The following is a 25,050-nucleotide window of genomic DNA, read 5'->3' as shown; positions in this document are numbered from 1 at the left end:
TCAGGCCGGGTCGAGCGCGTACGCGAAGCCGGCCCGGTTGCTGGCCTGCTCGTCCGCCGTGATCGACACCTGAACCTCGGTGTCCTCCGTCAGCTCGAGCGCGCTGCCGGCGTAGACCACCTGCGGATCCACGTCGGTGCAGGCGACGGTCTCGGACAGCAGCGTGCCCGCACGGGGACGCAGGGGGTTCTCGGCGACCGCCGGCCTGACGGTCACGGTGACGTTCCCCAGGCCCGCGCAGACCATGCGCAGCTCGTAGCTCGCGGTCCGCTCGACCCGCTGCGTCGTCGACCCGCCGGGCCGCTCGGTGGTCATCCGCTCCGGCCGGGACAGGCCGCTCGCGACGAGCAGCTGCGCCGCCCGGTCGGCATTCCACACCGATTGCGGGTCGACGGGTACGGCCCGGTCCGCCGCCTCGTCCGGGGCGACCATCACGGAGTAGACCGCCTCTGCGGCCGCCGGGTCCCCCCGGAGGCCGACCGTCAGCTCACCATCGACCGGCAGTCGGATCTCCATCCTCGCCGCCCTCGGTTCGAGGGCACACGACGCCACCTGACCGCCCAGGTCGGTGGAGCCGGCGGCGGCGCTCAGCGTCACGCTCACGGTCAGCGTCCCGGAGCCCGCGCAGGCCACCGCCAGCGTGTAGCTGCCGGCGGAGAGATCGGGGAAGCGTTCGGTGCTCCCCGGCGTCACGGGACCGACGAGTATCCGGCCGTTCGGCGCCGTTCCCTGCTCGCCGGCCGCCCTGCGGGCCGCGGCGGTGAGCCGGTCGTGCCGCTCCGCGGGCGTCTCCTGGTGCCTGGGCAGCCCGACGGCGGCCACGGTGCCCGCGACGGCCAGCACGGCGGACGCCGCGACCACGGTCCTGGTCGTGCGCCGCCGCCGGACCGTGCCGCGCGCCGCGACGGGGCCGGGCGGGCGTACCCGCGGCAGGGTCTCGGCGCGCAGGCCGGCGAAGAGAGCCTCGAACTGGTCAGGCATTGCGCACCTCTTCGGTGGTCGGGCCGGCGTTCAGCTCGGCCGCGAGGGCGGTCCGTGCCCGGTGCAGCCAGGACTTCACCGTTCCCTCGGCGGCGCCCTCGCGCGCGGCGATCTCGGCGATCGTCAGGTCGGCCAGGTAGTGCAGGACCATCGCCCGCCGCTGGGTCGCCGGCAGGGTGGCCAGCGCGGCGACGAGGGCGACCCGCTCCGGGCCGGGCCCGTCGACCCGGTCCTCGCCCGTCCGCTGCCGGCGCAGGAAGTTCAGCGCGGTCCGCCGCCGGCGCCACCCGCTCACGGCGAGGTTCCAGGCCACCCGGCGCACCCAGCTCACCGGGTCGTCGTACCGGGAGACGGTCCGCCAGCGCGCGAGGGCGCGGCAGAACGCCTCCTGGACCACGTCCTGCGCCTCCTGCCGGTCGCCGAAGTACGCGTACAGCTGCACCACCAGGTCGGCGTAGTGCGCGGCGTACAGCTCGTCGAACGACACCGGGGTTGCTGTCACGGCGGTGAACGGCTCCGATCTGAGGCTGATGCCCGGGGATGTCACGGCGACTACACGCGCGGGCCGGCTCGATGGTTGCGCCGCGTCGGGGGCGCCGGCCCGGCAGGATCATAGGATGGGCGGTATGACGCCCGAAGAGGTCGGCGAGCGGCTCGTCGCGCTGCTGACAGCCGCCGATGCCGTGACCCCCGTGGATCCCTCGGCGCTCACCGCGGGGGTGTCCGGCGGCGGGCCGGGCCACGAACGGGCGGTCGTCGACGTGCCGGCCGCGCTGTGGTGGGCGGCCGTCGAGGCGGTGCGGGATCCCGCCGCGCTCGGCTGCGACTTCTTCGACTGGCTGTCGGCGGTGGACGAGCTGGACGAGGGCTTCACCGTGGTGGCGCACCTGTGGTCCACCCGGCGCAAGCACGGCCTGCTGATCCGGGCCCGGGTGCCCCGCGACAACCCGGTGCTCGAGTCGGTGGTCGACCTCTTCCCGGGCGCCGCCTGGCACGAGCGGGAGACCCACGAGATGTTCGGGATCGGCTTCGCCCGGCACCCGGACCTGCGCCCGCTGCTCCTGCCGCCGGCCTTCGAGGGGCATCCGCTGCGCAAGGAGTTCGTGCTCGCCTCCCGGGTGGCGAAGGCCTGGCCGGGCGCGAAGGAGCCGGGGGAGTCCGAGGCCGGGACGGCCAAGCGGGCACCGATGCGACCGCCCGGCGTGCCGGACCCCCACGAGTGGGGCCCGATGAAGGGCAAGATCCCGCCGCCCGAGCCGCCGGCCCGCCGCGCCCGTCCCGCGAAAGAAGAGAGCTGATGCCGCTCTGGCTTGACCTGACCGTACGGGTCGTCGCGGTCGTCGCCGCCTTCCTCGTGCTACCCCTCGTCGTCGGCCAGGCCGAGCACAAGGTGATGGCGCACATGCAGGGCCGGATCGGTCCCATGTACGCCGGCGCCTTCCACGGCTGGGCGCAACTCGTCGCCGACGGCGTGAAGTTCGTGCAGAAGGAGGACATCGTCCCGCGGGACGCCGACCGCCGGGTGTTCCAGCTGGCGCCGCTGGTGGCGCTCTTCCCGTACCTCGTCGTGCTGCTGGCCATCCCGCTCGGACCCGGCGGCCTGGTCGCCCAGGCCCTCGACGTGGGCCTGTTCTTCGTCCTGGCCGTGCTGGGCGTGGGCGTGGTGGCGGTGCTCATGTCGGCCTGGGCCTCCGCCAACAAGTACAGCCTGCTCGGCGGCCTGCGCGGCGCCGCGCAGCTGCTCGGCTACGAGCTCCCGCTGGTGCTGTCCGCCGCGAGCGTCGCCATGGCGGCGGGCACGCTGAGCCTGCCCGGCATCGTCGAGGCGTGGTCGCCGTGGTGGCTGCTGTGGCAGGCGCCGGCCGCGCTGGTCTTCTTCGTCTCGGGCCTGGCCGAGATCCGGCGTCCCCCGTTCGACATGCCGATCGCCGACTCGGAGCTCGTCTTCGGCTACATGACCGAGTACAGCGGCCTGCGCTTCGCGTTCTTCCTGCTCGCCGAGTACGTCGGCATCGTCGTCATCGCCGCGCTGACCACGGTGCTCTTCCTCGGCGGCTGGCACGGCCCGGCCGCCGAGCAGCTCGGCTGGCTCTGGACGCTGCTCAAGGTCTTCGCGGTGTCCTTCGTGATCATCTGGCTGCGGGTGACGTACCCGCGGCTGCGCGAGGATCAGCTCCAGCGCCTCTGCTGGCTGGTGCTCGTGCCGGTCGCCCTCGCGCAGCTCGTGCTCACCGCGGCGGTCAAGGTCGCGCTGTAGGTGGGGATATCCCCACCCCGATCGGCGGGCCAGCCCCATCGATTCGACGGGCCGGTCCCGCGAGGCTTCAGGGGTCGGTTTCCCGCGATCCTCCAGGAGCCTCATCGATGTTGCGACACGCCGCCGCTGTCACCGCCCTCGCCGTCCTGGTGTCCGCCACGCCCGCCCGCGCGACGACCCGCGATCCCGTGCGCGACGAGTTGCGCCGCACCGTCGCCGAGGACGGCTGGCCCGGCGCGCTCGCCTCGGTGCAGGCCCGCGACGGGCGCGCCCGTGACCTCGTCGCCGGCGTCGGCGAGCTGGGCACCCGCCGGCCGGTCCCGGTCGACGGCCAGGTGCGGATCGGCAGCAACACCAAGACGTTCGTCGCCGTCGTGGTCCTCCAGCTCGTGGCCGGCAGGCAGGTCCGCCTGGACGAGCCGGTGGAGACCTACCTGCCGCGCCTGCTGCGCGGCGACGGCATCGACGGGCGGCACATCACCGTACGCCAGCTGCTGCAGCACACCAGCGGCCTGCCCGACTACACCGAACACCTGGACGCCGGCGACTCCGCCCGGCTGAGCCGCTACTACGAGCCCCGCGAGCTGCTCGACCTGGCGCTGGCCTCCACGGCGACGTTCGCCCCGGGCACGGACTGGGCGTACAGCAACACCAACTACGTGGTGCTCGGCCTGCTGGTCCAGAAGGTGACCGGCCGTCCGGTCGCCGAGGAGGTCACGCGGCGGGTGATCCGCCGGGCCGGGCTGCCGACCTGAGGAGGTTCTTCGCCGCGCTGCTCGAGGGCAAGCTCCTGCCGCCGGCCGAGCTCGCCGAGATGCGCCGCACGGTCGCGACCAAGGACGTCCTTCCCGGCGCCCGCTACGGCCTCGGCCTCATCAGCTTCCCGCTGAGCTGCGGGCGCGTCGCCTGGGGCCACGGCGGTTCCATCCCCGGCTATCAGACCCGCGCCGCCGCCGTCGAGGGCGGCCCGGCGGCGGCCGTGGCAGTGACGTCCCAGCCCACCACCGAGAAGCAGAACCACGAAATGTTCAAGGTCCTCGACACGGCACTCTGCGGCTGACAGCACGCCGGCCGCCCCGGACGCCCGGGGGAGCCCGCCGCGGTTGTCCGGGCGCCTCGATGCCGGGGGCGTCGCTTGCGGCTCTTCGGGCGCCTCGATGTCCGGGCGCCGGCTGCGGTTTTCCGGGCGCCTCGACTTACGGGGGCCGGGGTGTTTCGGAGCGGGCGGTCTGGTGTCCCGGGCGCCCCGCCCGGTTTCGCCGGGCGCCACGGGCGCCGCCTGCTCATCCGCGAGGCCGGTTGTGCTGGTGGCCGGTTGTGCCGGTTGTGCCGGTTGTGCCGGGGCGGCGGTTGTGCCGCGGCCGCCGAGCAGGGTGGTGCGGCCGGCGGCGGTGAGCGCGGCGGTCGTGGCCGCCTATGCCCGGAGCCCGGTGCGGATCATCGGTCGCCTTCCAATGTGGTCGATGATTCGCTACCGCCTCCGCCCTTAGCTTGCTCTTCCACCTCCGACTCCGGCCCGGTACACCTGCGGACAACCCCGCTCGGCCACGGAGAGCAACTACGTTCGGTGGTCAGCAGGTGGGCGCCTGAGGGTAGCTACGAAGCCGACCGCGCTGTCTGCGGCATGTGAGTGCATCGACCGGGAGGCGGAGCCATCCCGAAGGCGTCACGTGGGCGCACAGGGAAACCGACTACGAGGCCACGTCGGGTCGGCAACCCGCCTTCCACCCGTCCCCGGCACCTACGCGACGAGGCGAGCCGCCGAACCCGCATCCACCGCCCGGGCGGCGCCGCAGTTGCCGCACTCCAGGCGATACCGGCTGGACCGGACGGGGAAAAGCGGGATGAGGAACGCGGTGAACTTCGTTGACGTCTGGACAACGGCCTGAGGCGCGGTCGCACCGCAGATCTCGCAGACCAGCGTCACCGTGGAGAGCAACCGTTCCTTGGTACGGATGCCGACGAGAAAAAACATCTCAGCGGCCGAACGCGAAGCGGCGCGACTTCTTCTGCCGGCCGAACCGCCCCTGCAAAGTGTCGGCGCCCCGACGCAGCAGACGGGTCGCTCGGCTCGGCCCGCGCCGCGCCTCCACCACGTCGCTGAGCTTGCGCGCGCCAGCCGCGGCGAGCGGCACGGCGACGGCCATCACCACGAACCGCCGGATCAGGTTGGGGATCATGTCGGGTACTCCTCCATGGTCGATGCGTGATGGGCAGGGGTTTACCCAGACCGTGCCGTGCCACGCATCAAAGATCGCGCCCGAGCGAGAGCAGGGCCACGCCGTCGTCGGCGGGTCTACACGGCACCCGGCGACTCCGCAGTGCCGATAGGCGATCGTGCCCACCGGCGCGGCGACCGCGGATTCCTCGCCCGTACCGTCGACCACACCGCAGCGGCTGTGCTCAGCACCCCCTGGGAACAGGTCAATCTCCGCTCCCATTGCGCCATGATCGAGTGCATCCGACTCGGCAGATCCATGCATTCGTCCGACGAGTCTCCAGCGGCGGCGCCTGTGACGCATCGTTGCCCGGTCTCGCGAAGTGGTGACCCTTCGGTGGCTCGGGCAGCCACGTCCATGACCCAGCGATGCTCCTTGTCACCGTCATGACGGATCGGGCTGAAGTGATCGATGTGCTGGTGGGATTTCGAGAGCGGTTCCACCGGTGTCTGAACGCGCGGGCGGACGCGTTGTTCGAGCTGACCGAGGCGCTGTTGTGCACCGACGGGCCGGTCAGGACGCCGGTCGGATCGTCGCCGGCGCCGGAACACCAACGCGGCCGTGGTGCGCTGTATGACGCGCTGAACCACGGCCGGATCGATGTGGAGTCGTTGCGCCGACAGGCTGGCCGGGTCGCCGCTGCCGCGGGCGGCGGACGGCCGCCTGGTGCTGGCCGTGGACGTTCACCGACCACGCGGCGTTCACCGCCGCAGACGTGCGTGTCCCACGGCTGTTCATGCTGGACCAGGCCGGCATGGTCCTCGGCAGCGACATCGCCCTGGTCGAGGATGTCGGCACGCTCACGTTGGAACAGCGTTAGCTCGGGATGAGTTCAAGGACGGCCACTTATCCGGCGGCTGCAAGGAAGTCCGAGTAGAACAGGCCCAGGCCGGCCGCTACGCAGACACCGGCCACGGTCCAGAACCGGACCACGATGTTGACCTCGCTCCACCCGGCCAGTTCGAAATGGTGGTGCAGCGGCACCATTCGGAAGACGCGTCTGCCGGTGGTCTGGAACGAGACGATCTGGATCACCCATGTCACGGTGATGATGAAGAAGAGACCGCCGATCAGGATCGAGAGCAGCGTGGTGCGGGTTGCCACCGCGAGCCCGCCAATCAGGGCGCCGAGGCCGAGCGAGCCCACGTCGCCCATGAAGATCCGCGCTGGGGACGTGTTCCACCACAGGAAGCCCACGCAGGCGCCGGCGGCCGCCGCCGCGATCATGGCGATCTCGAGGGGATCCCGGACCTCGTAGCAGTAGCCGTTCGCACGGGCGTACGTTTCGTCGGCGCACCAGTGCCGGTATTGCCAGTACCCGATCAGCGCGTACGCGCCGAGCACCAGGGTCGACGCGCCGGTGGCCAGGCCGTCGAGGCCGTCGGTGAGATTCACGCCGTTCGACATCGCCGTGATCACGAAGACGAACACAATCACCGAACCGACCTTGCCGACGTTCAGCCAGCTGATGTCCCGGATGAACGAGATGTGCTCGCTGACCACGGTCTGGCCGTTCGTGCTGGCCCAGTAGAGGGCGGCAACACCGAAACCGGTGCCGATGATCGCCTGGCCGAGAAGCTTGCCCTTGGCGGACAGGCCGTCGGAGTTGCGCTTGCGGACTTTGAGGAAGTCGTCGACGAAGCCGACCGCACCGCAGAACACGAAGAGCCCGAGCAGGACGAGAGCCGTCATGGTCGGCTTCTCCTGCGCGATCTGCCGCTCGGGCAGCGTGGTCAACGCGAGGTGCCCGGCGACGTAGGCGCAGAGGGTCGCCACGATGAACACGACACCACCCATCGCGGGGGTGCCCTTCTTGCCCTCGTTCGAGGCGAGCCCGAGGGCACGGATCGGTTGCCCGGCCTTCAGCGCGCTGAAGACTCGGATCGCCACCGGCGTGCCGAACAGGGAGATGATGAACGCGACGGCGGCCGCGACGATGACCGCCCTCACGGGCGAGCCTCCACGAGATCGGGAACGCTCACAGCGCGGGCCCCACTGCTCGGTCAGTGTCGGATAGCTCGGCATGATGCGAGCCCGCGTGTTCCCAGGCACGCTGGTAGAAGTCGATGATCTGGTCGCGGGTCTCGGTCGGGCTCACCCACCGGTCGCTGCCATCCGCGTCCTGCCATCGCCCCAGCGGCTCCGGGAACGGACGGCCGGAGACCTCACCGAAATGCCAGGCCTTCGCTGTCGCCAAGTGCTTCACCAGGCCGAGGAGAGTCGTTCCCGTCGTCATGAGAGGACGTCGTACTCGGACAGACCATCGAGCTTCCATGCCAGTGCCTGACGTATGGACTTGAGCTGGCCGTGTAAGTGGTCCTTCACGAGATCATCGATCACGGGACACGAGCTTGCCATCCGAGGACAAACGGAGCTGCCCTGGACCGTGCAGGGCCGTGGCTCGTGACTTAGGGTATTCGGACAGTTCCGGGGCAAGATTCGTCGATGCGCTACGCGGGCGGTGCCCACGCGCTCGTGACGTCACGATGGAACGCCGCCCGAGAAATCACGGCCGACACGCTGTTGACCGCGCATGCCTCGGCGGGCAGCCCGACCACCCTTCGCTGGTGCCGCCGCGGCGACACGGCCGGCGTCGCAGCCGCCTGGTCAGCGCGGATGCCCGCGCGGTGTTGGCCCCGGCAACGGCCGCCAAGCTGACCAAGACGCGGGTCGCGGCTGCGCTGCGCCGCGGCGGCCGCGAACGCGGCGTCGACAACCTGCGGCCGGTCCGAGCGGCCTTCCCCGAGCTGGCATGACCGCTCCTGACAGGCGGTGCAGGCCACCACCGGCGCGCCGCCGCGGAACACGACGACAGCGGAAACCGAGGTTCGAAGACAGCTTCTTGACCGGGCACAGGGCCAGGAAACCGACGATCATCACTATTGACCAAGAAAAATGTGAAGGGTCCGTACCGTAATTAATGCGCCGATCTGAGCGGCGCGGGGTGACAGTAGGGCAAGATCTGGAGGGGGTGTGCTCGCCTCCGGTGCGGCGACCGGGCAGGATATGCGGTTATGAGTGAGCACGGAGAGCGGTCCACGCCCGGCAAGGGCCTGGTGAACGGACTCGCCGTCACGCTCAAGACCATGACCAGGCGTTCCACCACCCAGCAGTATCCCGACGTCGAGCCCGACCTGCCGCCCCGGTCGCGCGGGGTCATCGCGCTGCTGGAGGAGAACTGCACGGTCTGCATGCTCTGCGCGCGCGAGTGCCCCGACTGGTGCATCTACATCGACTCGCACAAGGAAGAGGTCGTCGTGCCCGGCGCCGCCCGGCCGCGGCAGCGCAACGTGCTCGACCGGTTCGACATCGACTTCTCCCTCTGCATGTACTGCGGGATCTGCATCGAGGTGTGCCCGTTCGACGCCCTGTACTGGAGCCCCGAGTTCGAGTACTCGGAGCTGGACGTGCTGGATCTGCTGCACGACAAGAGCCGGCTCGGCGACTGGATGCCCACCGTGCCGCCGCCGCCCGCGCACGACGTCCTCGGCGAGCCGTCGAAGGAAGAAGCCACGGCCGCCCGCAAGGCCGCCGGCCCGGGCGCGGCCACCCCGGCCCGCACCGCCCGCCCGGCCGCCCGCCCGGCCGCGCGCCCCGCCCCGACAGGCCCCACGCCGGACCCCGCCGCGGGAGGTCCGGCTGCGAGCGCTGCCGCGTCGGAGACCGCTGCGGGGGGTCCGGCTACGGGCAGCGCCGCGGGGAACCCCGCGCCGGAGACCGCCGCGCCGGAGACCGCCGCGCCGGAGGGTCGAGCGCCGGGTGGCTCTGTGCCGGAAGGCGGCGCCCCCGAGGCTCCGGAGACGGGGAAGTGACGGTCGCCGACGCGCTGCTGCTGGCGCTCGGGGCCCTCGCGGTGGGCTCGGGCGCGCTCGTGGTCACCAGCGCCCAGATCGTGCGTGCCGGGCTCTACCTGGTCGTCAGCCTCGGCGCCGTCGCCGGTCTCTACCTCGTCCTCGGCGCGGAGCTGGTCGCCTGGGTGCAGGTCCTGGTCTACGTGGGCGCGGTCGTGGTGCTCCTGCTCTTCGCCGTCATGTTGACCCGCGCCCCGATCGGCCCGTCCGACGACCTCGACCGCCCGGCGTGGCCCGCGCTGCTGGTCGGCGGCGGCGTCGGGCTCGGCCTCGCCGCGCTGTTCGCCGACGCCTTCCGCTGGTCGGTCCACCCGCTGCCCACGCCCGGCACCACCGACCGGATGGGCGCCGAGATCTTCGGCACGTGGGTGCTGCCCTTCGAGGTGCTTTCGATCCTGCTGCTCGCCGCCCTGGTCGGCGCCATCGTTCTCTCCCGCCCCGACATCGGCGCGCCAGAGAACCACGCCGCCCGGAAGACGGGCGCCGCCCGGATCGCCGGCGCCGCCCGGAAGACGAGCGCCGCCCGGATCGCCGGCGCCGCCCGGAAGACCGGCGCCGGCCGGAACGACGACGCCGCCCAGACGGCCGGCGCCGCCCGGATCGCCGGCGTCGCCCAGCCGGAGAGCGGCGTGCCGAAGGACGTCGCGGCGCGTGACGATGTCGGGGCGAAGGAGGGCGAGGCCTGATGCACGCGGTGATCCCGTTCGTGACGGCGGCGCTGCTGTTCGGGCTGGGCGTCTACGGCGTCCTGCGCCGCCGCAACGCGATCCTGGTGCTCATGGCGGTCGAGCTCATGCTCAACGCCGTCAACCTCGTGCTGGTGGCCGCCGACGCCACCGTCTCCGCGGCGCTGGGCCACCGGGGCGGCGTCTTCGCCCTCTTCGTCATCGTGCTCGCCGCCGCCGAGGTCGGTGTCGGCCTGGCGATCGTGCTCCAGTGGTACCGGATGCGCCGCGCCGTGCAGGTCGACGAGGTCGCGCTGCACCACGAGGCGGAGGTCGGATGACCGCCCAGGTGCTGACGCCGCTGCTGGCCGGCGTACCGCTGCTGCTGGGTCTGGCCGGATTGTTGCTCGCGCCCGGCGACGGCGGCCGGGAGCGCCGGCGGGCGGCCGCCACGCTGGGCATCGCCGGGGCCGCGCTCGCCCTGCTCGTCAGCCTCGTGCTGGCCGTCGTGGTGGACGAGCAGGTCCGGGTGACCCAGCGATGGGTGACCTTCGGCGATCTGGACGTCACGCTGGGGTTCTCGCTGGGACCCGCGGCGATCTACGTGGCGTTGGCGGTCTGTGTCGTCGCCCTCTTCGTCCAGGTCTACTCGGTCGCCTACCTGCACGACGACCCGCGGTACGCGCCCTACGCCGCCCAGGTCAGCCTCTTCACCGGCGCGATGCTGCTGGTGGTCTCCGCGAACGACCTCATCCTGCTGCTGGTCGGCTGGGAGGTCATGGGCGTCTGCTCGTACCTGCTCATCGGCCACGACCGGCGGCTGCCCGAGGCGCCCGCCGCGGCCGTGAAGGCGTTCGTCGTCACCCGGGTGGGTGACGTCGGCTTCCTGCTCGGCATCGCCTGGCTGGGGGTCTCCGCCGGCAGCTTCCAGATCTCCGACGTCCTCGCGCACACCGGGACGTCGACGGTCGCGTTGCTGCTCGTCCTCGCCGGGGTCGCGGGCAAGAGCGCACAGTTCCCGCTGCACACCTGGCTGCCGGACGCGATGGCCGGCCCGACGCCGATCTCCGCGCTCATCCACGCGGCCACGATGGTCGCGGCCGGCGTCTACGTGGTCTACCGGCTGTTCCCGCTGTTCGCGCAGTCGCCCGCCGCGCTGGCGGTGCTCGGCGTGTCGGCCGCGATCACCCTGCTGCTCGGTGCGCTGTCCGCGACCGCACAGGACGACCTCAAGCGGGTGCTGGCCTGGTCGACGGTCTCGCAGATCGGCTACATGACCGGCGCCCTCGCCGTCGGCTCGCCGGCGGCCGCCCTGTTCCACCTGCTCACCCACGCCGCCTTCAAGGCGCTGCTGTTCCTCGCGGCGGGCGCGGTGATCCACGCGGTCGGCACCAACCTCATGTCGCGCATGGGCGGCCTGCGGCAGCACATGCCGGTGACGTTCTGGTCGTTCGTCGTCGGCCTGGGCGCGCTCGCCGGCGTACCCCCGCTCGCCGGCTTCTGGTCCAAGGAGAACGTGCTGGTGGCGGCGGCACACGCGACCGAGGGCGACGGGCCGGCGCCCGCCTGGGTGGGCTGGGTGGTCTGGCTCGCCGCGCTGGCCGGCGTCGCGATCACCGCCTGGTACGCGACCCGCCTGCTCCTGCGCACCTTCTTCGGCTATCCGCGGTCGCGCACCGAGCAGTGGCAGGTCGGCTTCGACGACGCCCGCTACGACGAGCCGCAGGGGCCGCCGCACGACCCGCCGGGCCTGATGCGCTGGCCGATCGTGCTGCTCACCGTGCCGTCCGTGCTGCTGGGGCTGGCCGCCTTCCTGCCCGCCTTCCGTTCGGCGCTGGAGCTCGAGGAGCCGCACCTCGGCGTCTCCCTCGTGCTGCCGATCGTGCTGCTCGCCCTCGGCGCCGCGAGCTCGTGGTGGCTCTGGCACACCGCGCCCGGCGCCGACCCGGCGCGCGACCTCGGCCGGTTGCGGCCGTTGTTCGCCGCCGGCTTCCGGGTGGACGACCTGCAGAACCTGCTGATCGTACGACCGGTGCGCGCGATCGCCGGTGCCGCGCGCCTGGCCGACGAGCGGGTGGTCGACGCCGCGGTCGAGGGCACCGGCACCTCGGCCACGCGGCTCGGTGCCGTGCTGGCCACCGTCCACCGCGCCGCGCTGCCCCGCGCGGCCACCGCCGTCCTCACCGGCGCGCTGGTCCTCGGCGTCGCCGCCGCGATCTACGGAGCCGCGTCATGATGGCGCCCCAGGACGTTCCCGTGGGCCTGCAGCTCGTGCTCCTCGCCATGCTGGCCGTGCCCGCGCTCGGCGCCGCCGCGGTCGCCCTGATGCCGGCCCGCCGCGACCGCGCCGCGCGGCTCCTGGCGACGGCGGTCGCGGCCGTCACCTTCGTGCTGACCCTGCTTCCCGGCGTCATCCCGTCGTCGCGCGACGTCGGGTGGTTCCAGTACGGGCCCTCGGAGCTTCCGCCCGTCGTGCCCTGGGCCGAGGTGGACCTGCCCTGGGTCCCCGCGCTGGGCGTCGACTTCCACCTCGGTGTCGACGGCGTCTCCTGGCCGCTGGTCGTCCTGACCGGACTGCTGACCATGCTGTGCTGCGGATACACGGTTGCCAGGGTGCCCGCGGGCGGCTCCGGGCGTACGCTCGCCGCCCTGCTGCTGGTCCTGGAGGTCGGCATCCTCGGCACCTTCCTGGCGCTCGACCTGGTGTTGTTCTTCGTGTTCTTCGAGGTCGTCCTGCTGCCCATGTACGCCGTGATCGCCGGCTGGGGCGGGCCCGAGCGGCGCCGGGCGGCCCGCAAGTTCGTCCTCTACACGCTGTTCGGCTCGGTGCTGCTGCTGCTCGGCGTCTTCACCGTGGTCGTGGCCGCGGGCACCGGAGACCTGCTCGCCCTCGCGGGCGGCTACGGGCTCTCCCGCACCGCGCAGTGCGTGGCGTTCGCCCTCTTCGCGGTCGCGTTCGCGGTCAAGGCGCCGCTGTGGCCGCTGCACACGTGGCTGCCGGCCGCGCACACCGAGGCCCCCACGGTGGGCAGCGTGATCCTCGCCGGGGTGCTGCTGAAGATGGGCACGTACGGCCTCATCCGGGTCGGCCTCGGCGTCGCCCCGGAGGGAGCCGCCTGGGCCGCCCCGGTGCTGGGCGTCCTCGCCGCCGCCGCGATCATCGCCGGGTCGATGGTGTGCCTGCGCCAGACCGAGCTGAAGCGGCTGATCGCGTACTCCAGCGTCGGCCACATGGGCTTCGTCCTGCTCGGCATCGCGACGCTGACGGTGACCGGCGTGCAGGCCGCGCTCATCGGCAACGTTGCGCACGGTGTGATCACGGGCCTGCTCTTCTTCATCGCCGGAGCGATCAAGGACCGGGCGCACACCGGCGACCTCGCGGATCTCGGCGGCCTGCGGGAGACGGCGCCGCGGCTGGCCGGCGTGCTCGGCTTCGCGGCGATCGCGTCCCTCGGCCTGCCCGGCCTGGCCGGCTTCTGGGGCGAGGCCTTTTCCGTGGTCGCGGCCGTCGAGCGCGGCGGCCCGCTGTGGCTCACGCTCGCGGTGGTCGCGGCGATCGGCGGCGCGTTGACGGCCGCCTACTTCCTGCGCCTGCTGCGCCGGGTCACCCACGGCCCGGCGGCTCCGGCGGTGGCCGGCTTCCCGGCCGTGGCCCGGTCTGAGTGGCTGGCCTGGAGCCCGCTGATCCTGCTCACGCTCGTGGTCGGCCTCGTGCCCGCGCTCGTCCTCGCCGCCGCGTCCGACCCGGTGGCCGCCCTGACCGGAGCGCTGCGATGATCCAGGCCGTCGACCACGCCGCCCTTCTGCCGCTCTACGCCGCGGCCGGCACGGCGTTGCTCGTGCTCGTGGCGGAGCTGGCGTTCGGCCGGTTCCACCTGCTCGCCGGGATGCTCGGCGGCCTCGCCACGGCGGTCGTCGCGGTGGCCGTCCCCGAGCACGCCGCCACCTTCTGCCGCGACGGCCTGTGCTCGTGGACGGTCACCCCGCACGCGGCGCTGATGGCGGTGCTCTTCGCCGGGCTGACCGTCGGCGTGCTCGCCCTGTCCGGGCCCGCGCTGCGCCGGGGGTACGCGCCGCCGGGGGAGTACTGCTTCCTGCTCACCTGCGCGATGACGGGCGGCGTGGTCGTCGCGTACGCGGGTGATCTGATCACGCTGATCGTCGGCCTGGAGACCCTGACCCTGCCGCTGTACGTGCTGACCGGGCTGCGCCGGATCCGCGAGTCCGCCGCCGGCGCCGCCGCAGCGGTCACGTTTTTCCTGGTCAGCGTGGTGTCCACGGCCGTCGCGCTGCTCGGTGCCGCCCTGCTGTACGCCGCCACCGGCGCCCTGCACCTCGACGCGCTGGTCGAGGGCTCCGGCGCGTACGCGCCCCTGGCCGCGGTCGGTGCGGCGCTGGTGGTGATCGGCTTCGCGTTCAAGGTGGCGGCGGTGCCGCTGCACGCGTGGGCGCCGGCCACGTACGACGGCGCGCCGGTCCCGGTCGCCGCGTACCTCTCGACGGCCTCGAAGCTCGGCGGTGTCCTGGCCCTGGCAGCGGTCGTGCAGCGGCTGGACACCGGGCCGCTGGTCGCGGTGCTGGCCGTGCTGACCATGACGGTCGGCAACCTGGTGGCGCTGCGCCAGACGCGGATGGTGCGCCTGCTGGCGTGGTCGTCGATCGCCCAGGCGGGCTACGTCATCGCCCCGCTGGCGGCGGGCGCGGCCGGCGTCCGGGCCGCGTACGCGTACGTGGTCTTCTTCGTCCTCCTGGAGTTCGTGGCGTTCGCGGCGATCGCGGCCCTGCGCGGCCCGGGCGTGGACGGCGGCGACCTCGCCGACTACCGGGGCGCCGGCCGCCGCTCCCGGTGGCTGGGCGCCGCGCTGGTCCTGGCGCTCGCCGGGCTCGCCGGCCTGCCGCCCGGTCTCGCCGGGCTCTTCGCCAAGGTGGCGGTCGTGGAGTCGCTGATCGCCTCCGGCTGGGGCTGGCTGGCGGGCGTGGTCGCGGTGAACGCGGTGATCGCCCTCGCGTACTACGTCCGCGCTGGCGCTCTGCTCTACGCGGCCCCCGACCTTCCGCGCACGGCGTCCGACCTTCCCGGTGCGGCGCCCGGGCCTTCTGGCGCGGCGCCCGGGCCTTCTGGCGCGGCGTCCGAGCTTCCCGGCGCGGGTTCCGGGCGGACAGCGCTCGCCGATCCCGGCCTTGTGGACGCGGCCGTGCCCCGGCCGGTCGTCGCCCGGTCCGTGGCGGTCTCCCTCGCCGTGGCCGCGGTCACCGTCGCCGTCGCGGGCTTCGCACCGCAGGCGATCTTCGACATCCTGGGCGGCTGAGCCACCCGCTCGCGCCGGGGTGACCTCCATGACAGCGGGCCCTGATCCGGTACGGCCGAGCCGTCTCCCGTCGTTAAGGTCGCTCGGGAAGGGGAGGTGACAGGGTCGTGACGGCGTTGCGTCAGTACCTCGGTGTGTGGCGGATGCCGGGCGGAAAGGTGCTGCTCGTCGTCGGCATCCTGGCCCGGCTGGGCATCGGCATGACGCCGCTGGCGCTGCTCCTGCTGGTGCAGCAGACCACCGGCCGGTACGCCGCGGCCGGTCTCGCCGGCGGCGTGTACGCGCTGGCCGGCGCCGCGGTCAGCCCGGTCGCCGGCCGCCTCGCGGACCGCATCGGCCCGTCCCCCGTGCTGCTGGCGACCGCCGTGCTGCACCCGCTGGCCCTCACCGGCCTGATCCTCGTCAGCCGCGCCGGCGGCGACCCCCTCGGCCCGATCGTCGTGGCATCGGCGCTGGCCGGGGCGACGTACCCGCCGCTGACCGCGGCCATCCGCCGGGCCTGGACCGACGCGACCGCCCCCGGCTCCGGCCGGCACGCCCTGCGCCCGGCCGCGATGGCCGCCGAGACGTCGCTGTTCGAGCTGGTGTTCGTGCTCGGCCCGCTGCTGGTGGCGGCGTTCGTCGTGCTGACCGGCCCGACGGCCGCGCTGGTCTTCGCGGCCGTGGTCACGCTGGTCGGCACGGTGGGCATCGCCCTGCTGCCGATCATGCGCCACTGGCAGCGCCACGAGACGGCCGAGCCCGCCCGTGGCCTCGGCCCGCTCAAGGTGAGCGGGTTCCCCGCCCTGCTGATCTGCGTCGGGGCGCTCGGCCTCTCCTTCGGTGCGGCGGGCGTGCTCGTCCCGGCGTACGCGAACCAGCACGGCGGCGGCGACGGCCTCGGCGGCGTGCTGCTCGGCGTGTGGGGCCTGGGCAGCGCGATCGGCGGCATCTGGTTCGGCACCCGGCGCCCCGCGATGGCGCTGCCCCGCCAGTTCGCCTGGCTCCTGGCCGCGGTCTCCCTCAGCTTCCTGGTGCTGGCGGTCATGCCCACCCCCACGGCCCTCGGCGTCGCGCTGGTCGTCGGCGGCGCCACGATCGCCCCCGCGCTGACGGTGGAGAGCAACCTCGTGGGCCGGATCGCGCCGGCGGCGATGCTGAACGAGGCGTACACGTGGATCGTCACGGTGTCGGTGGCGGGCAGCGCCGCCGGCGGGGCGATCGCCGGTGGCATCGTCGACCGGCCGGGTGGCCTCCCGTGGGCGTTCGTCTTCGCGGCCGCCGTGCTGATGGTGGCGGCGGCGGTCGCCGGGCTGCCGTCCGGCTCCATGGCCCGCGCGGACGAGCGAGCGGCAAGAGAGCTCCGCGAGGTACTGGCGGCGGGTTAGCCGGTGCCGAGGTGCCGACCCACGGTCGCCGTCGGGTCCCGGGACGGCACGGGCGAGTGGACCGCGCGGACGTCGCCGACGATGCGGTCGCCCAGCTCGCCGAGCACCTGCTGCCGCATGGTGGTCATCGAGGAGGACATCTCGCCCGTCAGAGCCGGAGACGCTTGCGGATGTCGGCCTTGAGGCCCTCCGGAAGTCCCTCGACGTCCAGGTATGCGGCGAGCGTCTCCGGGTCGTGCATCCAGGCCCGGAAGGCGTCGGCGATCGTCACGCCGTGACCGGGGCGGTCGAGCACCGTCACCTCGTCGCCGGCGCGGACGTCTCCCGGGGTGACGACACGCAGGTATGCCCCCGGCCGGTTCTCGGCGGCGAACCGCTTGACCCACCGCGGCTCGCCCATCTTCCACTGGAAGGTCGCGCACGGGATGCGCCCGAACGTCGTCTGCAGCTCGAGGGTGTCGCCGACGCGCCACGTCTCGCCGATCTCGGCGCCGCACACGTCCACGTCCACAGTGGTCAGGTTCTCCCCGAACATGCCGCCCGGGAGCTCGCGACCGAGCTCCTTCTCCCACCAGTCGTAGTCCTCGCGGGCGTACGCATAGACCGCCTGGTCGTCGCCGCCGTGGTGGGCGGTGTCGAAGATCTGGTCGCCGGCCAGCCCGCTCGCCCGCTCCGGCGGCAGTCCCCGCGGGCCGGGCGCCCGCACGGCGACCGCATGCGTGACCGGCCGCTTGGTGATGCCGGTGGTCCCGATGTTCTTGACGCCCGTCTCCTGCGGCACGGCGAGATTGACCTGCAGCACGCGGCTCATGACGAGAACTCCACGACGGTACGGTCCTCCAGGGGTTCGTAGCCCAGTCGCTGGTACAGGGCGTTCGACGTCGGATTGTCCAGGTCGGTGAAGAGCGCCACCTCGGTGGCGCCCGCCTGCCGGGCCGAGCGGCTGATGGCCGTGGTGACGGCGCCGGCATATCCCCGGGCGCGGTGCTCCCGCGGGGTGTAGACGGCCTGCACCCGGACCATGCCGGACTCGGGCCGGGTCAGCGCGGCCATGGAGACGGGAATGCCGCCGTCCTCCCAGAGCAGCACCCCGCCGTAGGACAGCCGGTCGTCGACGAACGCCTCGATCGCGGGCTCGTCCTCGCCGATCTCGCGGAAGAACGCCGTCGTCCAGCCGACGAGCAGACCCCGGTCGCCGGCGCCGGCCACCCGGGCCGAGCCGGACGCCGGGGGAGCGGGCGGCACCAGCGTGCCGAGCCGGTAGAGACGCATCCGGGAGCACACCTTCGCCGTGGTGCCGGTGCGGCGCTCATAGGCTGCGACGAAGGCTTCCACCGCCGCGACGGAGCCGGAGACGCCGGGCAGGCCGCCGCCCAAGGCCTCGGCCAGCTCGGCGGCGGCGGCCGGCGACATGGCGGACAGCACCGGCGGCCGTGGCGGCGTCCACACGAACGCCGTGTCCTCGCCGTCGTGCCAGCCGAAAACCGCATCCTCCGGGCCGTAGGCCCGCGGGCCGTGCAACCGCACGTGCTCCGCGATCGTCAGCGGCAGCGTGTTCTGCACCGGACGAGCGCGGAGGAACCCACCGGTGGCGGCCAGGAACCGCTGGACATCCCCCGTGATGTGCCAACTCATGGCATCGATTCTGGCAGACCGGTGCCGCGGCGACTCCTGACGAACCGCATACGCCGGTGCCCTACAGGCCCCATGCCTTGGCGATGGCCGCGAGCGACTCCCGCCGGGTCTGCGGGTCGTAGACCGCCCCGGCCAGGATCAGCTCGGCGGCGCCGGTCCGTTCGACCAGCGCGTCCAGCCCGGCGACGACCTCGTCGGCGGTGCCCACGTACTGGGTGCCCGGCAGCACCCGGGGGTCGAGATCGGACAGATCGGCGGCGGCCGCCTGCTCCGGCGAGACGATCGGGGCCAGCCGGCCGGTGCGCAGGCTCAGCGCCATGACCCGGCTCGGCCCGGCGAGATACTGCGCCTGCTCGGTGCTGCCGGCGGCGAGCGCGGAGGCGCTGACCATGAGATGCGGCTCGCTCCACCGCGGCGACGGCGTGAACCCCGACCGGTACAGCCGCACCGCGGCATCGAGGTCGCCGCCCATCGCGAAGTGGTACGCGTAGCAGAACGGCAACCCCAGCGCCGCCGCCACCTGGGCCCCGTACGTCGACGAGCCCAGCATCCACACCTCGGGGAAGGTCCGGGCCGCGGGCGTGGCCCGCAGCGACCCGGCCCGCTCGGCAGCCACCCGGCGGTCGCCGAGCAGCGCGAGCACCATCGCCAGGTGGTCGGGGAACTGCTCGACGGTCAGGTGCGGCGACACCCCGCGCAGGGCGGCGGCGGTGGCCTGGTCGGTGCCCGGCGCCCGGCCGATGCCGAGGTCGATGCGGCCCGGGTGCAGCGCCTCGAGCAGCGCGAACTGCTCGGCGACCACGAACGGCATGTGGTTGGGCAGCATCACCCCGCCGGAGCCCACCCGGATGCGCTGCGTCTGCGCCGCGACGTGGGCGATCAGCACCGGCGGCGAGGTCGAGGCGACGGCCGGCATGTTGTGGTGCTCGGCCACCCAGAACCGCGCATATCCCAGCTCGTCGGCGGCCTGCGCGATCTCCGTGGTCCCCCGCACGGCGTCGGCGCTGTCGTGCCCCTCACGCACGGTCGCAAGATCAAGGACTGACAGCGGTACGCGGCTCATACCGCACCACGATAGCCAGGGAAAACCTTGACCCGGTGTGGCACGGTTGCCCGATGATCGACACCCGCGCCGTCCTGGCGGACGTGATCCGCTGCGCCACCGAGCCCGGCGAGGGCCTGGCGACGGCCGTGGACACGCTCCGGGCCAGCGGGGACACCACGCTGGTGCCCGAGCTGCACGCGCACCTGGACCGGTTCCTCGACGAGGGGAACGACTTCGGCCGGGACCTCGTCGCGACCATCCTGGCCGCCGTCGCCGGCCCGCCGGCGCTTCCGGCACTGTTGCGCGCCGCGACCCGCGATCTTTGCGACAACCAGGAGAATCTGTACGGCGAGATCGGCGCCCTGCTCCGGGCGGACCCCGAGGCCGGCCGGCGTACGGCGACCACGTTCGCCACCGGCGAGACGGCCGAGGAGCGGCGTACGGGACTGCGGGCCCTGGCCCACCTGCCCGGCGCACCCGCCGTACCCCTGCTGACCGCGGCCCTGTCCGACCCGGACCCGCAGGTCCGGTCCCTCGCCGTCTCCCAGCTCGACGACACGGTGACCGGCACCCGGGCGATGCCGCACCGCCCGGTCGCGGCACCCGGGCACGCCGAGGCGTACGCGGCGCTGGTGGGGGCCCTGGAGAACCCGTTCGAGGACGTCCGCGCGGCGGCCATCGGCTTCCTGGCGGACCGGGGCAAGGACGACGCGGTCGGTGCGCTCACCGCCCTCGCCGACGACCCGGCGCCCCGGATCAGGTCCGCCGTCGCGTACGCGCTGGGGCGCCTCGGCGGTACGGAAGCCGTCACGCTGCTCCGCCGCCTCGCCGAAGACTCCGATCGCGGCGTCCGCGAACGCGCCCAGGCGGCCCTCGGCGCGGCGGGCGGGGCGAGCGCGATCGACCCGCTCCTGGCCCTCGCCGACGACCCCGTGCCCCGGCGGCGCGTCGAGGCGGCCAAGGCCCTGGGGAACGCCGTCGAGTCGGACCCTCGCGCCGCGCAGCGGATCACCGCGCTCACCGCCGACGACGACCCGGCCGTACGCGCGGCCAGCGTCAGCGCGCTCGCCTGCGTCACCGACCGCAACCGCTGGTCACCGCTCGTGCTCGGTCTCGCCGACGACCCCGCCCCGGTCGTGCGCCAGCGGGTCGCCGTGGTGCTGCGCCACCTCGACCCGGACGCGGCCGTGCCGGTCCTGCGCCGTTACCGGGACGACCCCGATCCGACGCTGAGGTGGATCGCCACCGACCAGCTGCAGTGGCTGACGGGCCAGCGGGACTAACGCCGGCGCCGGATCGTCTGCACCCCGACGGTCGTGACGGCCAGCGCCGCCCCGGGAACGAGGAGCCACACCGGCCACGGATGGACGGCACCGTCGACCGTGGCCGTCACCAGGGCCCACACGACGAGAACACCGAGCGACAGCCGGCCCTCGTCGAGCGCCGTCTTCAACCGCTCGGCGATGTCGTGCCGGTCGGCGTCGGCCGCACGCAACGACTCCACCTCGGGCCGCCGCGCGACTTCCTTCGCCAGGTAGGCCAGGCTAGAGGAGGGAGGTCCCGATGAGCTACGACGAAGTGGTCGAAAGCCTGCGCGTCATCTACGACACCCGAGCACCGCAACGCGACGCGACGGCGAAGCAACCCTGGAAATTCTCCGAACGCGCGGCGTTCCTGGACCGCCTCCGCGCCACTCAGGCGAAGACTCTGCTGGAGATAGGCGCGGGAACCGGCCAGGACAGCCTGTACTTCGCGACTGCCGGCCTGACGGTGACCGCGGTCGACATCTCCCCGCAGCAGGTGGCGATCTGCCGCCGCAAAGGCCTGATCGCCGAGGTACGCGACGTCCTCCACCTCGGCTTCACCCCGGCGTCCTTCGACGCGGTGTGGTCGATGAACTGCCTGCTGCACGTACCCGACGCCAACTTGGCCGAGGCGCTCAGCGCGACCCGCGAGACGCTCGCCCCGGGCGGCCTGGCCTTCCTGGGCATGTGGGGAGGCGTCGACTCCGAGGGCATCATGGAGAACGACGGCCGCTTCTTCTCCTTCCGTACCGACGAGCAGATCCTCACGGCGGCCGCGCGGTACTTCGAGATCGTCGACTTCCACACGATCGACCAGGGCTTCCGCTTCCAAGCCCTGACCCTGGCCCGCCCGTTGCCCGATGACACGATGTCCTCATGACCGAGTCCCGCAGCGCCCCGGCTCCACTCGACATCGCCGCCGCGGCAGCGATGTGGGCCGAGTACGCGGCCGCCCGGCCGGGCGCGGCGCAGGCGAGCCCGGACTACACCGTCGAGCGGTTCGGCGACTCCGCCGAACTCGCCGACGAGTTGCTCGACCTGGTCAGGCAGGGCACGAAGCGGGCGACCGCGGCCCTCTTCGACGACTTCGCCGCCGCGGGCGAGCCCCTTCCCCGGGTCGGCGCACACTGGATCGTCTGCGACGGCTCCGGCGTACCCCGGATGGTCCTGCGCACGGTGGAACTACGCCTCGGCCCCTTGCACAGCGTCGACGACCGGTTCGCCCACGACGAGGGTGAGGACGACCGCACTCGCGCCAGCTGGCTCACCGAGCACCGCACGTACTGGCAACGCACCTGCGCGGCCCGCGGCGCCGTCTGGACCGAGGACCAGGAGGTCCTCTTCGAACGCTTCCGAGTGGTCTTCCCTGCCGATCTCGCCGACTGAACGCGGGCGGCCTACAGCGTCACCACCCCGGTTGCAGGCGGCGTTGCCGTCGGGAGCGCTGGCACCACCGGGCGTGGTGACCTGTACGGTCGCCGAACCCGCCGCGTGCACGGGCAGGACCGCAGATTGTCGATCACCGGGGCCGGCGGGTTGACGTAGTTCAGCCGCCCGGCGCTCACCACGGCGCCGGTGCCGTAGGGGCTGGTGAGCGTCACGTCGGCGGCGCCGGTCATGGCCCGGACCGGCGCCACGAACTGCACCGAGGAAAGCCCGTCGGCCGGAGAGCCTGCGACCATCGCGCAATCGAACAAGGCCCCTCCCCGCCGTTCAGCAGGTGAGGGGCCATGGTGGCGGGAGAAGCGCGCGTTACAGGGGAGGCCCCGTCCACGCCTTGCCGTTGCGCCGCGGCCACGCGTACGGCCGGCAACCGAGCAGCTTCAAGGTCTGCTGCACCATGACCGGGGCCGGCCGGCCCCGGCCCGGACAGCCCTGATGGCGGTGGCCGAGCTCATGGCCGACCTCGTGGTTGACCACGTACTGCCGGTAGACGGCCAGCGGGACCTTGGCCTCGGTGTAGCGGGGGGAGGAGAGCCGCCACCGGTCCAGGTTGATGATCACCCTGTGGGCTACCCGGCAGGACGTGTACGGACGGCCGTCCACCCGGATGTTGATGCCGCCGGCCAGGCACATCGCACCGGCCTGGGTGCGCGAGGCCAGGTAGACGGTGAAGTCCGCGTTGCGGCCGACCCGCCGCAGGCGGACGCCGCCGCCGGTCCAGCTGCGCTCGTCTCCGAGGATTTCCTCGACGGCATCGGCGAAGGCGGCCGTGTCCTCGCCGATGCCCTTCTCGACGGCGACCGAGAACGTCCGCAGCGGGCCGGAGCGTCCCAGGATGGGGCCGGTGCCGAGAGCGGTGTGGAACATCCCCTCGCCGCGCGCGGGCGGCCTGCCGGGCAGCCGCAGCACGGCGGTCACATCGGGCTCTGCCGAGAAGGAACCGCGCAGCGAGACGGGGGACGCGGCCGTGGGGGCGCCTGCCGCGCCAGTCGCGGCCTCAGGGCCCTCAGGCGTGGCGGTAGGGGCGTCGGCACGGGCGGCGCCACGGGCGGCGGCAGGGGCGGAGCGGGGCGCGGCGGCGACCACCGGCGAGCCGGGCCCGTGCTGGTCAGGCTGGGCCATCGTCAGGACGGCACCTGCGGCCCCCAGCAGCGCCAGCACCGTGACCGCTGTCGGCGCCCAGCGGCGCATACCGGCCCCTGCGTTCGCATTCATCGCCTCGAAGCTTCCCATAGCTCCGGCTCATCGATGACTCAGGGGGGATATTCCGGGCAATCCGGTCCGTCCGCTATCGGCACCATCCGTGACCTGGTCTCTGCTGGCGCTCATACCCTCGAACCTGGGTCTGCATGGTCGGTCTCAGCCCGAGATCAGCGCGTTGCGATCACTACCCCTGGCGCTTGCGCAGGGTGAAGCTTTGTCCGTTGTCGGAGGGGCCGATGCAGCGAGCGAACGTGGCTGGCGTCGAACCCTGGACGTACTTCAGACGGAACCGCGTGTCCGGTCCGAAGATGCCGTCCACCTTGGCCCCCACCTTCCGCTGTGCCGCACGCAGCGCGGATTCGGTGTTCGGCCCGAACTTGCCGTCAATGGTCAGACGAGCGTTGTAGCAATGGTTCAGGGTGTACTGCAGCGCCCCGACCCCAGGGTTGTTGTGACCTCTCTTCAGCTGGCAGGTCGGCTGGAACTTGGAGTTCCCTTTCGCTCCGGGCGCTTGCGGCACGAAGTTGATGATTACGCCGGTCACGCTCTTGAGCTGCCAGGCTTGGCTGCACACGGGCGTAGCCGCCAGAGCCGGACCGGCGGGCGTCAGCCCCAACGCCACTACGGCACCGGTCACTGCGGCCGCCGTCGACAGCTTCTTCGTCGAGGTCTTCAACACGAGCACCCTCCATCGTCCCTGGCCATCGATCCGCATCCCCGTAGCTGGATCGGAGCGCAAGATCGTATCGCGTCCATGACCGCTTCGGCTCTGGCTCAGGCGGGCAAGGGGTGCCACGCCGGCCATGCTGGGTCATCGCCCGGGAGCACGCCTCGCTCGATCGGAGAGAATGAGTTGGTGACGACGACAGCGCGGCCCGACCCGGCGGCCGGGTGGCGGACGACGAAGGATGTGGCGGCGTACCTCGGCATCGCGCCGGGTGCTGTCAGCAGCACTCAACCAGGTGGCACCAGGCTGGTCGCGTCGTTGTGCATCAGCGCGCTCAGCTCTGCGAGCTTCTTGCTGGCTGCGTCTTGGGTCTCGTCAGTGCCGTGGCCCATGTAGTCCATGCATGCGTTGATGAAACGGAGCGCGGCCGCGTGTATGGCCTCCCCGCCGAGAACCCTCACCTCGGTGCTTAGCCGACCCAGTTCCCTGAAGTGGTGGCCGGCCGTTTCGGCATCGGCTGCAACGGCGTCGCTGGTAGGTCCCTCGCGCATTGAGACGGCTGCGTCGGTGGCAAGCAGCAGTAGCTCGGCCTCTCGGGCGAAGCGGCCGTACAAAGAACTCTTCTCAGCCAGGAGAGCACCCAAGACTTGGGCCGTAGCCTGCGTGCGTATCGAGGCCGCGGTCCCGAGTGGGGCCGACGAAGAAGGCCCCTCATCCGCTGTTTCAGCAGGTGAGGGGCCTTTCGTGCCTCGTGGTGGCGGGTAGAGGATTCGAACCTCTGTAGCTTTCGCGACGGATTTACAGTGTGCCGATCGTCTTCCTCTGACCAGCCAAAACAGCCCTGATAGTCGGTGCGCCGACACGAATGCGACAATCGGCCTTGTGGGAGGCTGTCGATGGGCTGGATGGTAGAGCGCTGAAACAAAGGGGAGTGTCCCCCGGCAGGCCCCCTCGTTTCCCCAGCTCAATACACCTTCGGGGACAGCGGGGACATGGGGGACAGCGGAGACGCGGCGTATCGACGGCACGTACAAGAGCTGGCGTAAAGATGCGCTCCGATTGGGCGAAGACGCCCTTTGGGCCAGAGCGGCCCGAATGTGCCTA

25 protein-coding genes and 5 pseudogenes are annotated in these 25,050 nt (G+C 72.6%); 15 read left to right on the top strand and 15 right to left on the bottom strand.

The features are described 5' to 3' along the window. Both IEY99_RS20700 and IEY99_RS20695 read right to left on the bottom strand, forming a co-directional pair. Positions 1 to 981: a hypothetical protein gene (locus IEY99_RS20700; protein ID WP_189205563.1), complete on the bottom strand. Its 981-nt coding sequence runs from the start codon at positions 979 to 981 to the stop codon at positions 1 to 3. Continuing rightward, complete coding sequence (locus IEY99_RS20695; protein ID WP_229799004.1) at positions 974 to 1,483, bottom strand: RNA polymerase sigma factor; 510 nt, start codon at positions 1,481 to 1,483, stop codon at positions 974 to 976. Before IEY99_RS20695 ends, IEY99_RS20700 begins: the two co-directional genes overlap by 8 nt. A gap of 124 nt (positions 1,484 to 1,607) precedes the next feature. Between IEY99_RS20695 and IEY99_RS20690 the strand changes: the two genes are divergently transcribed. From IEY99_RS20690 to IEY99_RS20680, 3 genes and pseudogenes are all read left to right on the top strand, one after another. Further along, complete coding sequence (locus IEY99_RS20690; protein ID WP_189205561.1) at positions 1,608 to 2,279, top strand: NADH-quinone oxidoreductase subunit C; 672 nt, start codon at positions 1,608 to 1,610, stop codon at positions 2,277 to 2,279. Then, complete coding sequence (gene nuoH / locus IEY99_RS20685; RefSeq protein WP_189205559.1) at positions 2,279 to 3,238, top strand: NADH-quinone oxidoreductase subunit NuoH; 960 nt, start codon at positions 2,279 to 2,281, stop codon at positions 3,236 to 3,238. The genes IEY99_RS20690 and nuoH overlap by 1 nt, the downstream gene beginning before the upstream one ends. 107 nt (positions 3,239 to 3,345) lie before the next feature. Next, positions 3,346 to 4,298: pseudogene (locus tag IEY99_RS20680) on the top strand (serine hydrolase domain-containing protein). A gap of 681 nt (positions 4,299 to 4,979) precedes the next feature. Here IEY99_RS20680 and IEY99_RS20675 read toward each other — a convergent pair. After that, on the bottom strand, positions 4,980 to 5,213 hold the full coding sequence (locus IEY99_RS20675; protein ID WP_189205557.1) for a zinc-ribbon domain-containing protein: 234 nt from the start codon (positions 5,211 to 5,213) through the stop codon (positions 4,980 to 4,982). A 1-nt stretch (position 5,214) separates the two neighbouring features. After that, positions 5,215 to 5,418 carry a hypothetical protein gene (locus IEY99_RS20670; RefSeq protein ID WP_189205555.1) on the bottom strand — a complete coding sequence of 68 codons (204 nt, stop codon included), beginning with the start codon at positions 5,416 to 5,418 and terminating at the stop codon, positions 5,215 to 5,217. A 407-nt stretch (positions 5,419 to 5,825) separates the two neighbouring features. Here IEY99_RS20670 and IEY99_RS35100 point away from each other — a divergent pair. Continuing rightward, positions 5,826 to 6,141, top strand: a pseudogene (locus IEY99_RS35100) (transposase); the annotation flags it as partial. Between the two features lie 162 nt (positions 6,142 to 6,303). Here IEY99_RS35100 and mraY read toward each other — a convergent pair. Then, a complete protein-coding gene (gene mraY / locus IEY99_RS20660; protein WP_189205554.1) occupies positions 6,304 to 7,407 on the bottom strand; it encodes a phospho-N-acetylmuramoyl-pentapeptide-transferase in 1,104 nt (367 codons plus the stop codon). 64 nt (positions 7,408 to 7,471) lie between these two features. Continuing rightward, positions 7,472 to 7,797, bottom strand: a pseudogene (locus IEY99_RS20655) (mycothiol transferase); the annotation flags it as partial. A gap of 227 nt (positions 7,798 to 8,024) precedes the next feature. On the opposite strand from IEY99_RS20655, the gene IEY99_RS20650 reads away from it, so the two are divergent. The 8 genes and pseudogenes from IEY99_RS20650 (at position 8,025) to IEY99_RS20615 (ending at position 16,649) form a co-directional block, all read left to right on the top strand. Next, positions 8,025 to 8,213 carry a hypothetical protein gene (locus IEY99_RS20650; RefSeq protein WP_189205851.1) on the top strand — a complete coding sequence of 63 codons (189 nt, stop codon included), beginning with the start codon at positions 8,025 to 8,027 and terminating at the stop codon, positions 8,211 to 8,213. A gap of 258 nt (positions 8,214 to 8,471) precedes the next feature. Further along, positions 8,472 to 9,119: pseudogene (locus IEY99_RS20645) on the top strand (NuoI/complex I 23 kDa subunit family protein); the annotation flags it as partial. A gap of 146 nt (positions 9,120 to 9,265) precedes the next feature. Beyond that, positions 9,266 to 9,757 (top strand): annotated as a pseudogene (locus tag IEY99_RS20640) (NADH-quinone oxidoreductase subunit J family protein); the annotation flags it as partial. Between the two features lie 236 nt (positions 9,758 to 9,993). Then, positions 9,994 to 10,314 (top strand): NADH-quinone oxidoreductase subunit NuoK, encoded by a 321-nt coding sequence (gene nuoK, locus IEY99_RS20635; RefSeq protein ID WP_189205552.1) that lies wholly within the window; start codon positions 9,994 to 9,996, stop codon positions 10,312 to 10,314. Next, positions 10,311 to 12,209, top strand: coding sequence for an NADH-quinone oxidoreductase subunit 5 family protein (locus IEY99_RS20630; RefSeq protein ID WP_189205551.1), 1,899 nt, complete (start codon positions 10,311 to 10,313; stop codon positions 12,207 to 12,209). The genes nuoK and IEY99_RS20630 overlap by 4 nt, the downstream gene beginning before the upstream one ends. Further along, on the top strand, positions 12,206 to 13,750 hold the full coding sequence (locus tag IEY99_RS20625; RefSeq protein WP_229799001.1) for a complex I subunit 4 family protein: 1,545 nt from the start codon (positions 12,206 to 12,208) through the stop codon (positions 13,748 to 13,750). The genes IEY99_RS20630 and IEY99_RS20625 overlap by 4 nt, the downstream gene beginning before the upstream one ends. Beyond that, positions 13,747 to 15,282 carry an NADH-quinone oxidoreductase subunit N gene (locus tag IEY99_RS20620; protein ID WP_189205550.1) on the top strand — a complete coding sequence of 512 codons (1,536 nt, stop codon included), beginning with the start codon at positions 13,747 to 13,749 and terminating at the stop codon, positions 15,280 to 15,282. Before IEY99_RS20625 ends, IEY99_RS20620 begins: the two co-directional genes overlap by 4 nt. A gap of 107 nt (positions 15,283 to 15,389) precedes the next feature. Beyond that, positions 15,390 to 16,649, top strand: a complete 1,260-nt coding sequence (locus IEY99_RS20615; RefSeq protein WP_189205549.1) for an MFS transporter — start codon at positions 15,390 to 15,392, stop codon at positions 16,647 to 16,649. Here IEY99_RS20615 and IEY99_RS34955 read toward each other — a convergent pair. The 4 genes from IEY99_RS34955 to IEY99_RS20600 all read right to left on the bottom strand — a co-directional run bounded on the left by IEY99_RS34955 (position 16,646) and on the right by IEY99_RS20600 (position 19,347). Then, a complete protein-coding gene (locus IEY99_RS34955; protein WP_268245133.1) occupies positions 16,646 to 16,777 on the bottom strand; it encodes a hypothetical protein in 132 nt (43 codons plus the stop codon). The genes IEY99_RS20615 and IEY99_RS34955 overlap by 4 nt on opposite strands. A 20-nt stretch (positions 16,778 to 16,797) precedes the next feature. Next, entirely contained in the window at positions 16,798 to 17,460 is a 663-nt protein-coding gene (locus tag IEY99_RS20610) for an MOSC domain-containing protein (protein ID WP_189205548.1), read from the bottom strand. Beyond that, a complete protein-coding gene (locus IEY99_RS20605) occupies positions 17,457 to 18,284 on the bottom strand; it encodes a GNAT family N-acetyltransferase (protein WP_189205546.1) in 828 nt (275 codons plus the stop codon). Before IEY99_RS20605 ends, IEY99_RS20610 begins: the two co-directional genes overlap by 4 nt. 61 nt (positions 18,285 to 18,345) lie before the next feature. After that, positions 18,346 to 19,347, bottom strand: coding sequence for an LLM class flavin-dependent oxidoreductase (locus tag IEY99_RS20600; protein WP_189205544.1), 1,002 nt, complete (start codon positions 19,345 to 19,347; stop codon positions 18,346 to 18,348). A gap of 53 nt (positions 19,348 to 19,400) precedes the next feature. Here IEY99_RS20600 and IEY99_RS20595 point away from each other — a divergent pair, with 53 nt between their 5' ends. Continuing rightward, complete coding sequence (locus IEY99_RS20595; RefSeq protein ID WP_189205542.1) at positions 19,401 to 20,612, top strand: HEAT repeat domain-containing protein; 1,212 nt, start codon at positions 19,401 to 19,403, stop codon at positions 20,610 to 20,612. Here IEY99_RS20595 and IEY99_RS20590 read toward each other — a convergent pair. Then, positions 20,609 to 20,833, bottom strand: coding sequence for a DUF1707 domain-containing protein (locus tag IEY99_RS20590; protein ID WP_229798999.1), 225 nt, complete (start codon positions 20,831 to 20,833; stop codon positions 20,609 to 20,611). The two genes, IEY99_RS20595 and IEY99_RS20590, sit on opposite strands and share 4 nt — an antisense overlap. A gap of 59 nt (positions 20,834 to 20,892) precedes the next feature. Between IEY99_RS20590 and IEY99_RS20585 the strand changes: the two genes are divergently transcribed. Further along, a complete protein-coding gene (locus IEY99_RS20585; RefSeq protein WP_189205540.1) occupies positions 20,893 to 21,513 on the top strand; it encodes a class I SAM-dependent methyltransferase in 621 nt (206 codons plus the stop codon). Beyond that, a complete protein-coding gene (locus IEY99_RS20580) occupies positions 21,510 to 22,019 on the top strand; it encodes an ASCH domain-containing protein (RefSeq protein WP_189205538.1) in 510 nt (169 codons plus the stop codon). Before IEY99_RS20585 ends, IEY99_RS20580 begins: the two co-directional genes overlap by 4 nt. An 11-nt stretch (positions 22,020 to 22,030) precedes the next feature. Here the strand turns inward: IEY99_RS20580 and IEY99_RS20575 are convergent, their stop codons facing one another. From IEY99_RS20575 to IEY99_RS20560, 4 genes are all read right to left on the bottom strand, one after another. After that, the gene (locus tag IEY99_RS20575) at positions 22,031 to 22,315 is read right to left on the bottom strand and encodes a hypothetical protein (protein ID WP_189205536.1); all 285 of its coding nucleotides are present in this window, start codon (positions 22,313 to 22,315) and stop codon (positions 22,031 to 22,033) included. 70 nt (positions 22,316 to 22,385) lie between these two features. Further along, a complete protein-coding gene (locus tag IEY99_RS20570; protein WP_229798997.1) occupies positions 22,386 to 23,291 on the bottom strand; it encodes a DUF3152 domain-containing protein in 906 nt (301 codons plus the stop codon). A 172-nt stretch (positions 23,292 to 23,463) separates the two neighbouring features. Further along, positions 23,464 to 23,958, bottom strand: coding sequence for a peptidoglycan-binding domain-containing protein (locus tag IEY99_RS20565; protein WP_189205534.1), 495 nt, complete (start codon positions 23,956 to 23,958; stop codon positions 23,464 to 23,466). A gap of 275 nt (positions 23,959 to 24,233) precedes the next feature. After that, positions 24,234 to 24,590 (bottom strand): hypothetical protein, encoded by a 357-nt coding sequence (locus tag IEY99_RS20560; protein WP_189205532.1) that lies wholly within the window; start codon positions 24,588 to 24,590, stop codon positions 24,234 to 24,236. Between the last annotated feature and the right edge of the window lie 460 nt (positions 24,591 to 25,050).

This window comes from Couchioplanes azureus, assembly GCF_014648355.1.
GTDB lineage: Bacteria > Actinomycetota > Actinomycetes > Mycobacteriales > Micromonosporaceae > Actinoplanes > Actinoplanes azureus.
This window is presented reverse-complemented; position numbering and strand designations above follow the sequence as displayed.

Bases quoted from the DNA above. Each gene is read 5' to 3' on its own strand.
- IEY99_RS20700 (WP_189205563.1), bottom strand. From the start codon at position 981: ATGCCTGACCAGTTCGAGGCTCTCTTCGCCGGCCTGCGCGCCGAGACC.
- IEY99_RS20690 (WP_189205561.1), top strand. From the start codon at position 1,608: ATGACGCCCGAAGAGGTCGGCGAGCGGCTCGTCGCGCTGCTGACAGCC.
- nuoH (WP_189205559.1), top strand. From the start codon at position 2,279: ATGCCGCTCTGGCTTGACCTGACCGTACGGGTCGTCGCGGTCGTCGCC.
- IEY99_RS20675 (WP_189205557.1), bottom strand. From the start codon at position 5,213: ATGTTTTTTCTCGTCGGCATCCGTACCAAGGAACGGTTGCTCTCCACG.
- IEY99_RS20670 (WP_189205555.1), bottom strand. From the start codon at position 5,418: ATGATCCCCAACCTGATCCGGCGGTTCGTGGTGATGGCCGTCGCCGTG.
- nuoK (WP_189205552.1), top strand. From the start codon at position 9,994: ATGCACGCGGTGATCCCGTTCGTGACGGCGGCGCTGCTGTTCGGGCTG.
- IEY99_RS20630 (WP_189205551.1), top strand. From the start codon at position 10,311: ATGACCGCCCAGGTGCTGACGCCGCTGCTGGCCGGCGTACCGCTGCTG.
- IEY99_RS20625 (WP_229799001.1), top strand. From the start codon at position 12,206: ATGATGGCGCCCCAGGACGTTCCCGTGGGCCTGCAGCTCGTGCTCCTC.
- IEY99_RS20620 (WP_189205550.1), top strand. From the start codon at position 13,747: ATGATCCAGGCCGTCGACCACGCCGCCCTTCTGCCGCTCTACGCCGCG.
- IEY99_RS34955 (WP_268245133.1), bottom strand. From the start codon at position 16,777: ATGACCACCATGCGGCAGCAGGTGCTCGGCGAGCTGGGCGACCGCATC.
- IEY99_RS20610 (WP_189205548.1), bottom strand. From the start codon at position 17,460: ATGAGCCGCGTGCTGCAGGTCAATCTCGCCGTGCCGCAGGAGACGGGC.
- IEY99_RS20605 (WP_189205546.1), bottom strand. From the start codon at position 18,284: ATGAGTTGGCACATCACGGGGGATGTCCAGCGGTTCCTGGCCGCCACC.
- IEY99_RS20600 (WP_189205544.1), bottom strand. From the start codon at position 19,347: ATGAGCCGCGTACCGCTGTCAGTCCTTGATCTTGCGACCGTGCGTGAG.
- IEY99_RS20595 (WP_189205542.1), top strand. From the start codon at position 19,401: ATGATCGACACCCGCGCCGTCCTGGCGGACGTGATCCGCTGCGCCACC.
- IEY99_RS20585 (WP_189205540.1), top strand. From the start codon at position 20,893: ATGAGCTACGACGAAGTGGTCGAAAGCCTGCGCGTCATCTACGACACC.
- IEY99_RS20580 (WP_189205538.1), top strand. From the start codon at position 21,510: ATGACCGAGTCCCGCAGCGCCCCGGCTCCACTCGACATCGCCGCCGCG.
- IEY99_RS20575 (WP_189205536.1), bottom strand. From the start codon at position 22,315: ATGGTCGCAGGCTCTCCGGCCGACGGGCTTTCCTCGGTGCAGTTCGTG.
- IEY99_RS20570 (WP_229798997.1), bottom strand. From the start codon at position 23,291: ATGAATGCGAACGCAGGGGCCGGTATGCGCCGCTGGGCGCCGACAGCG.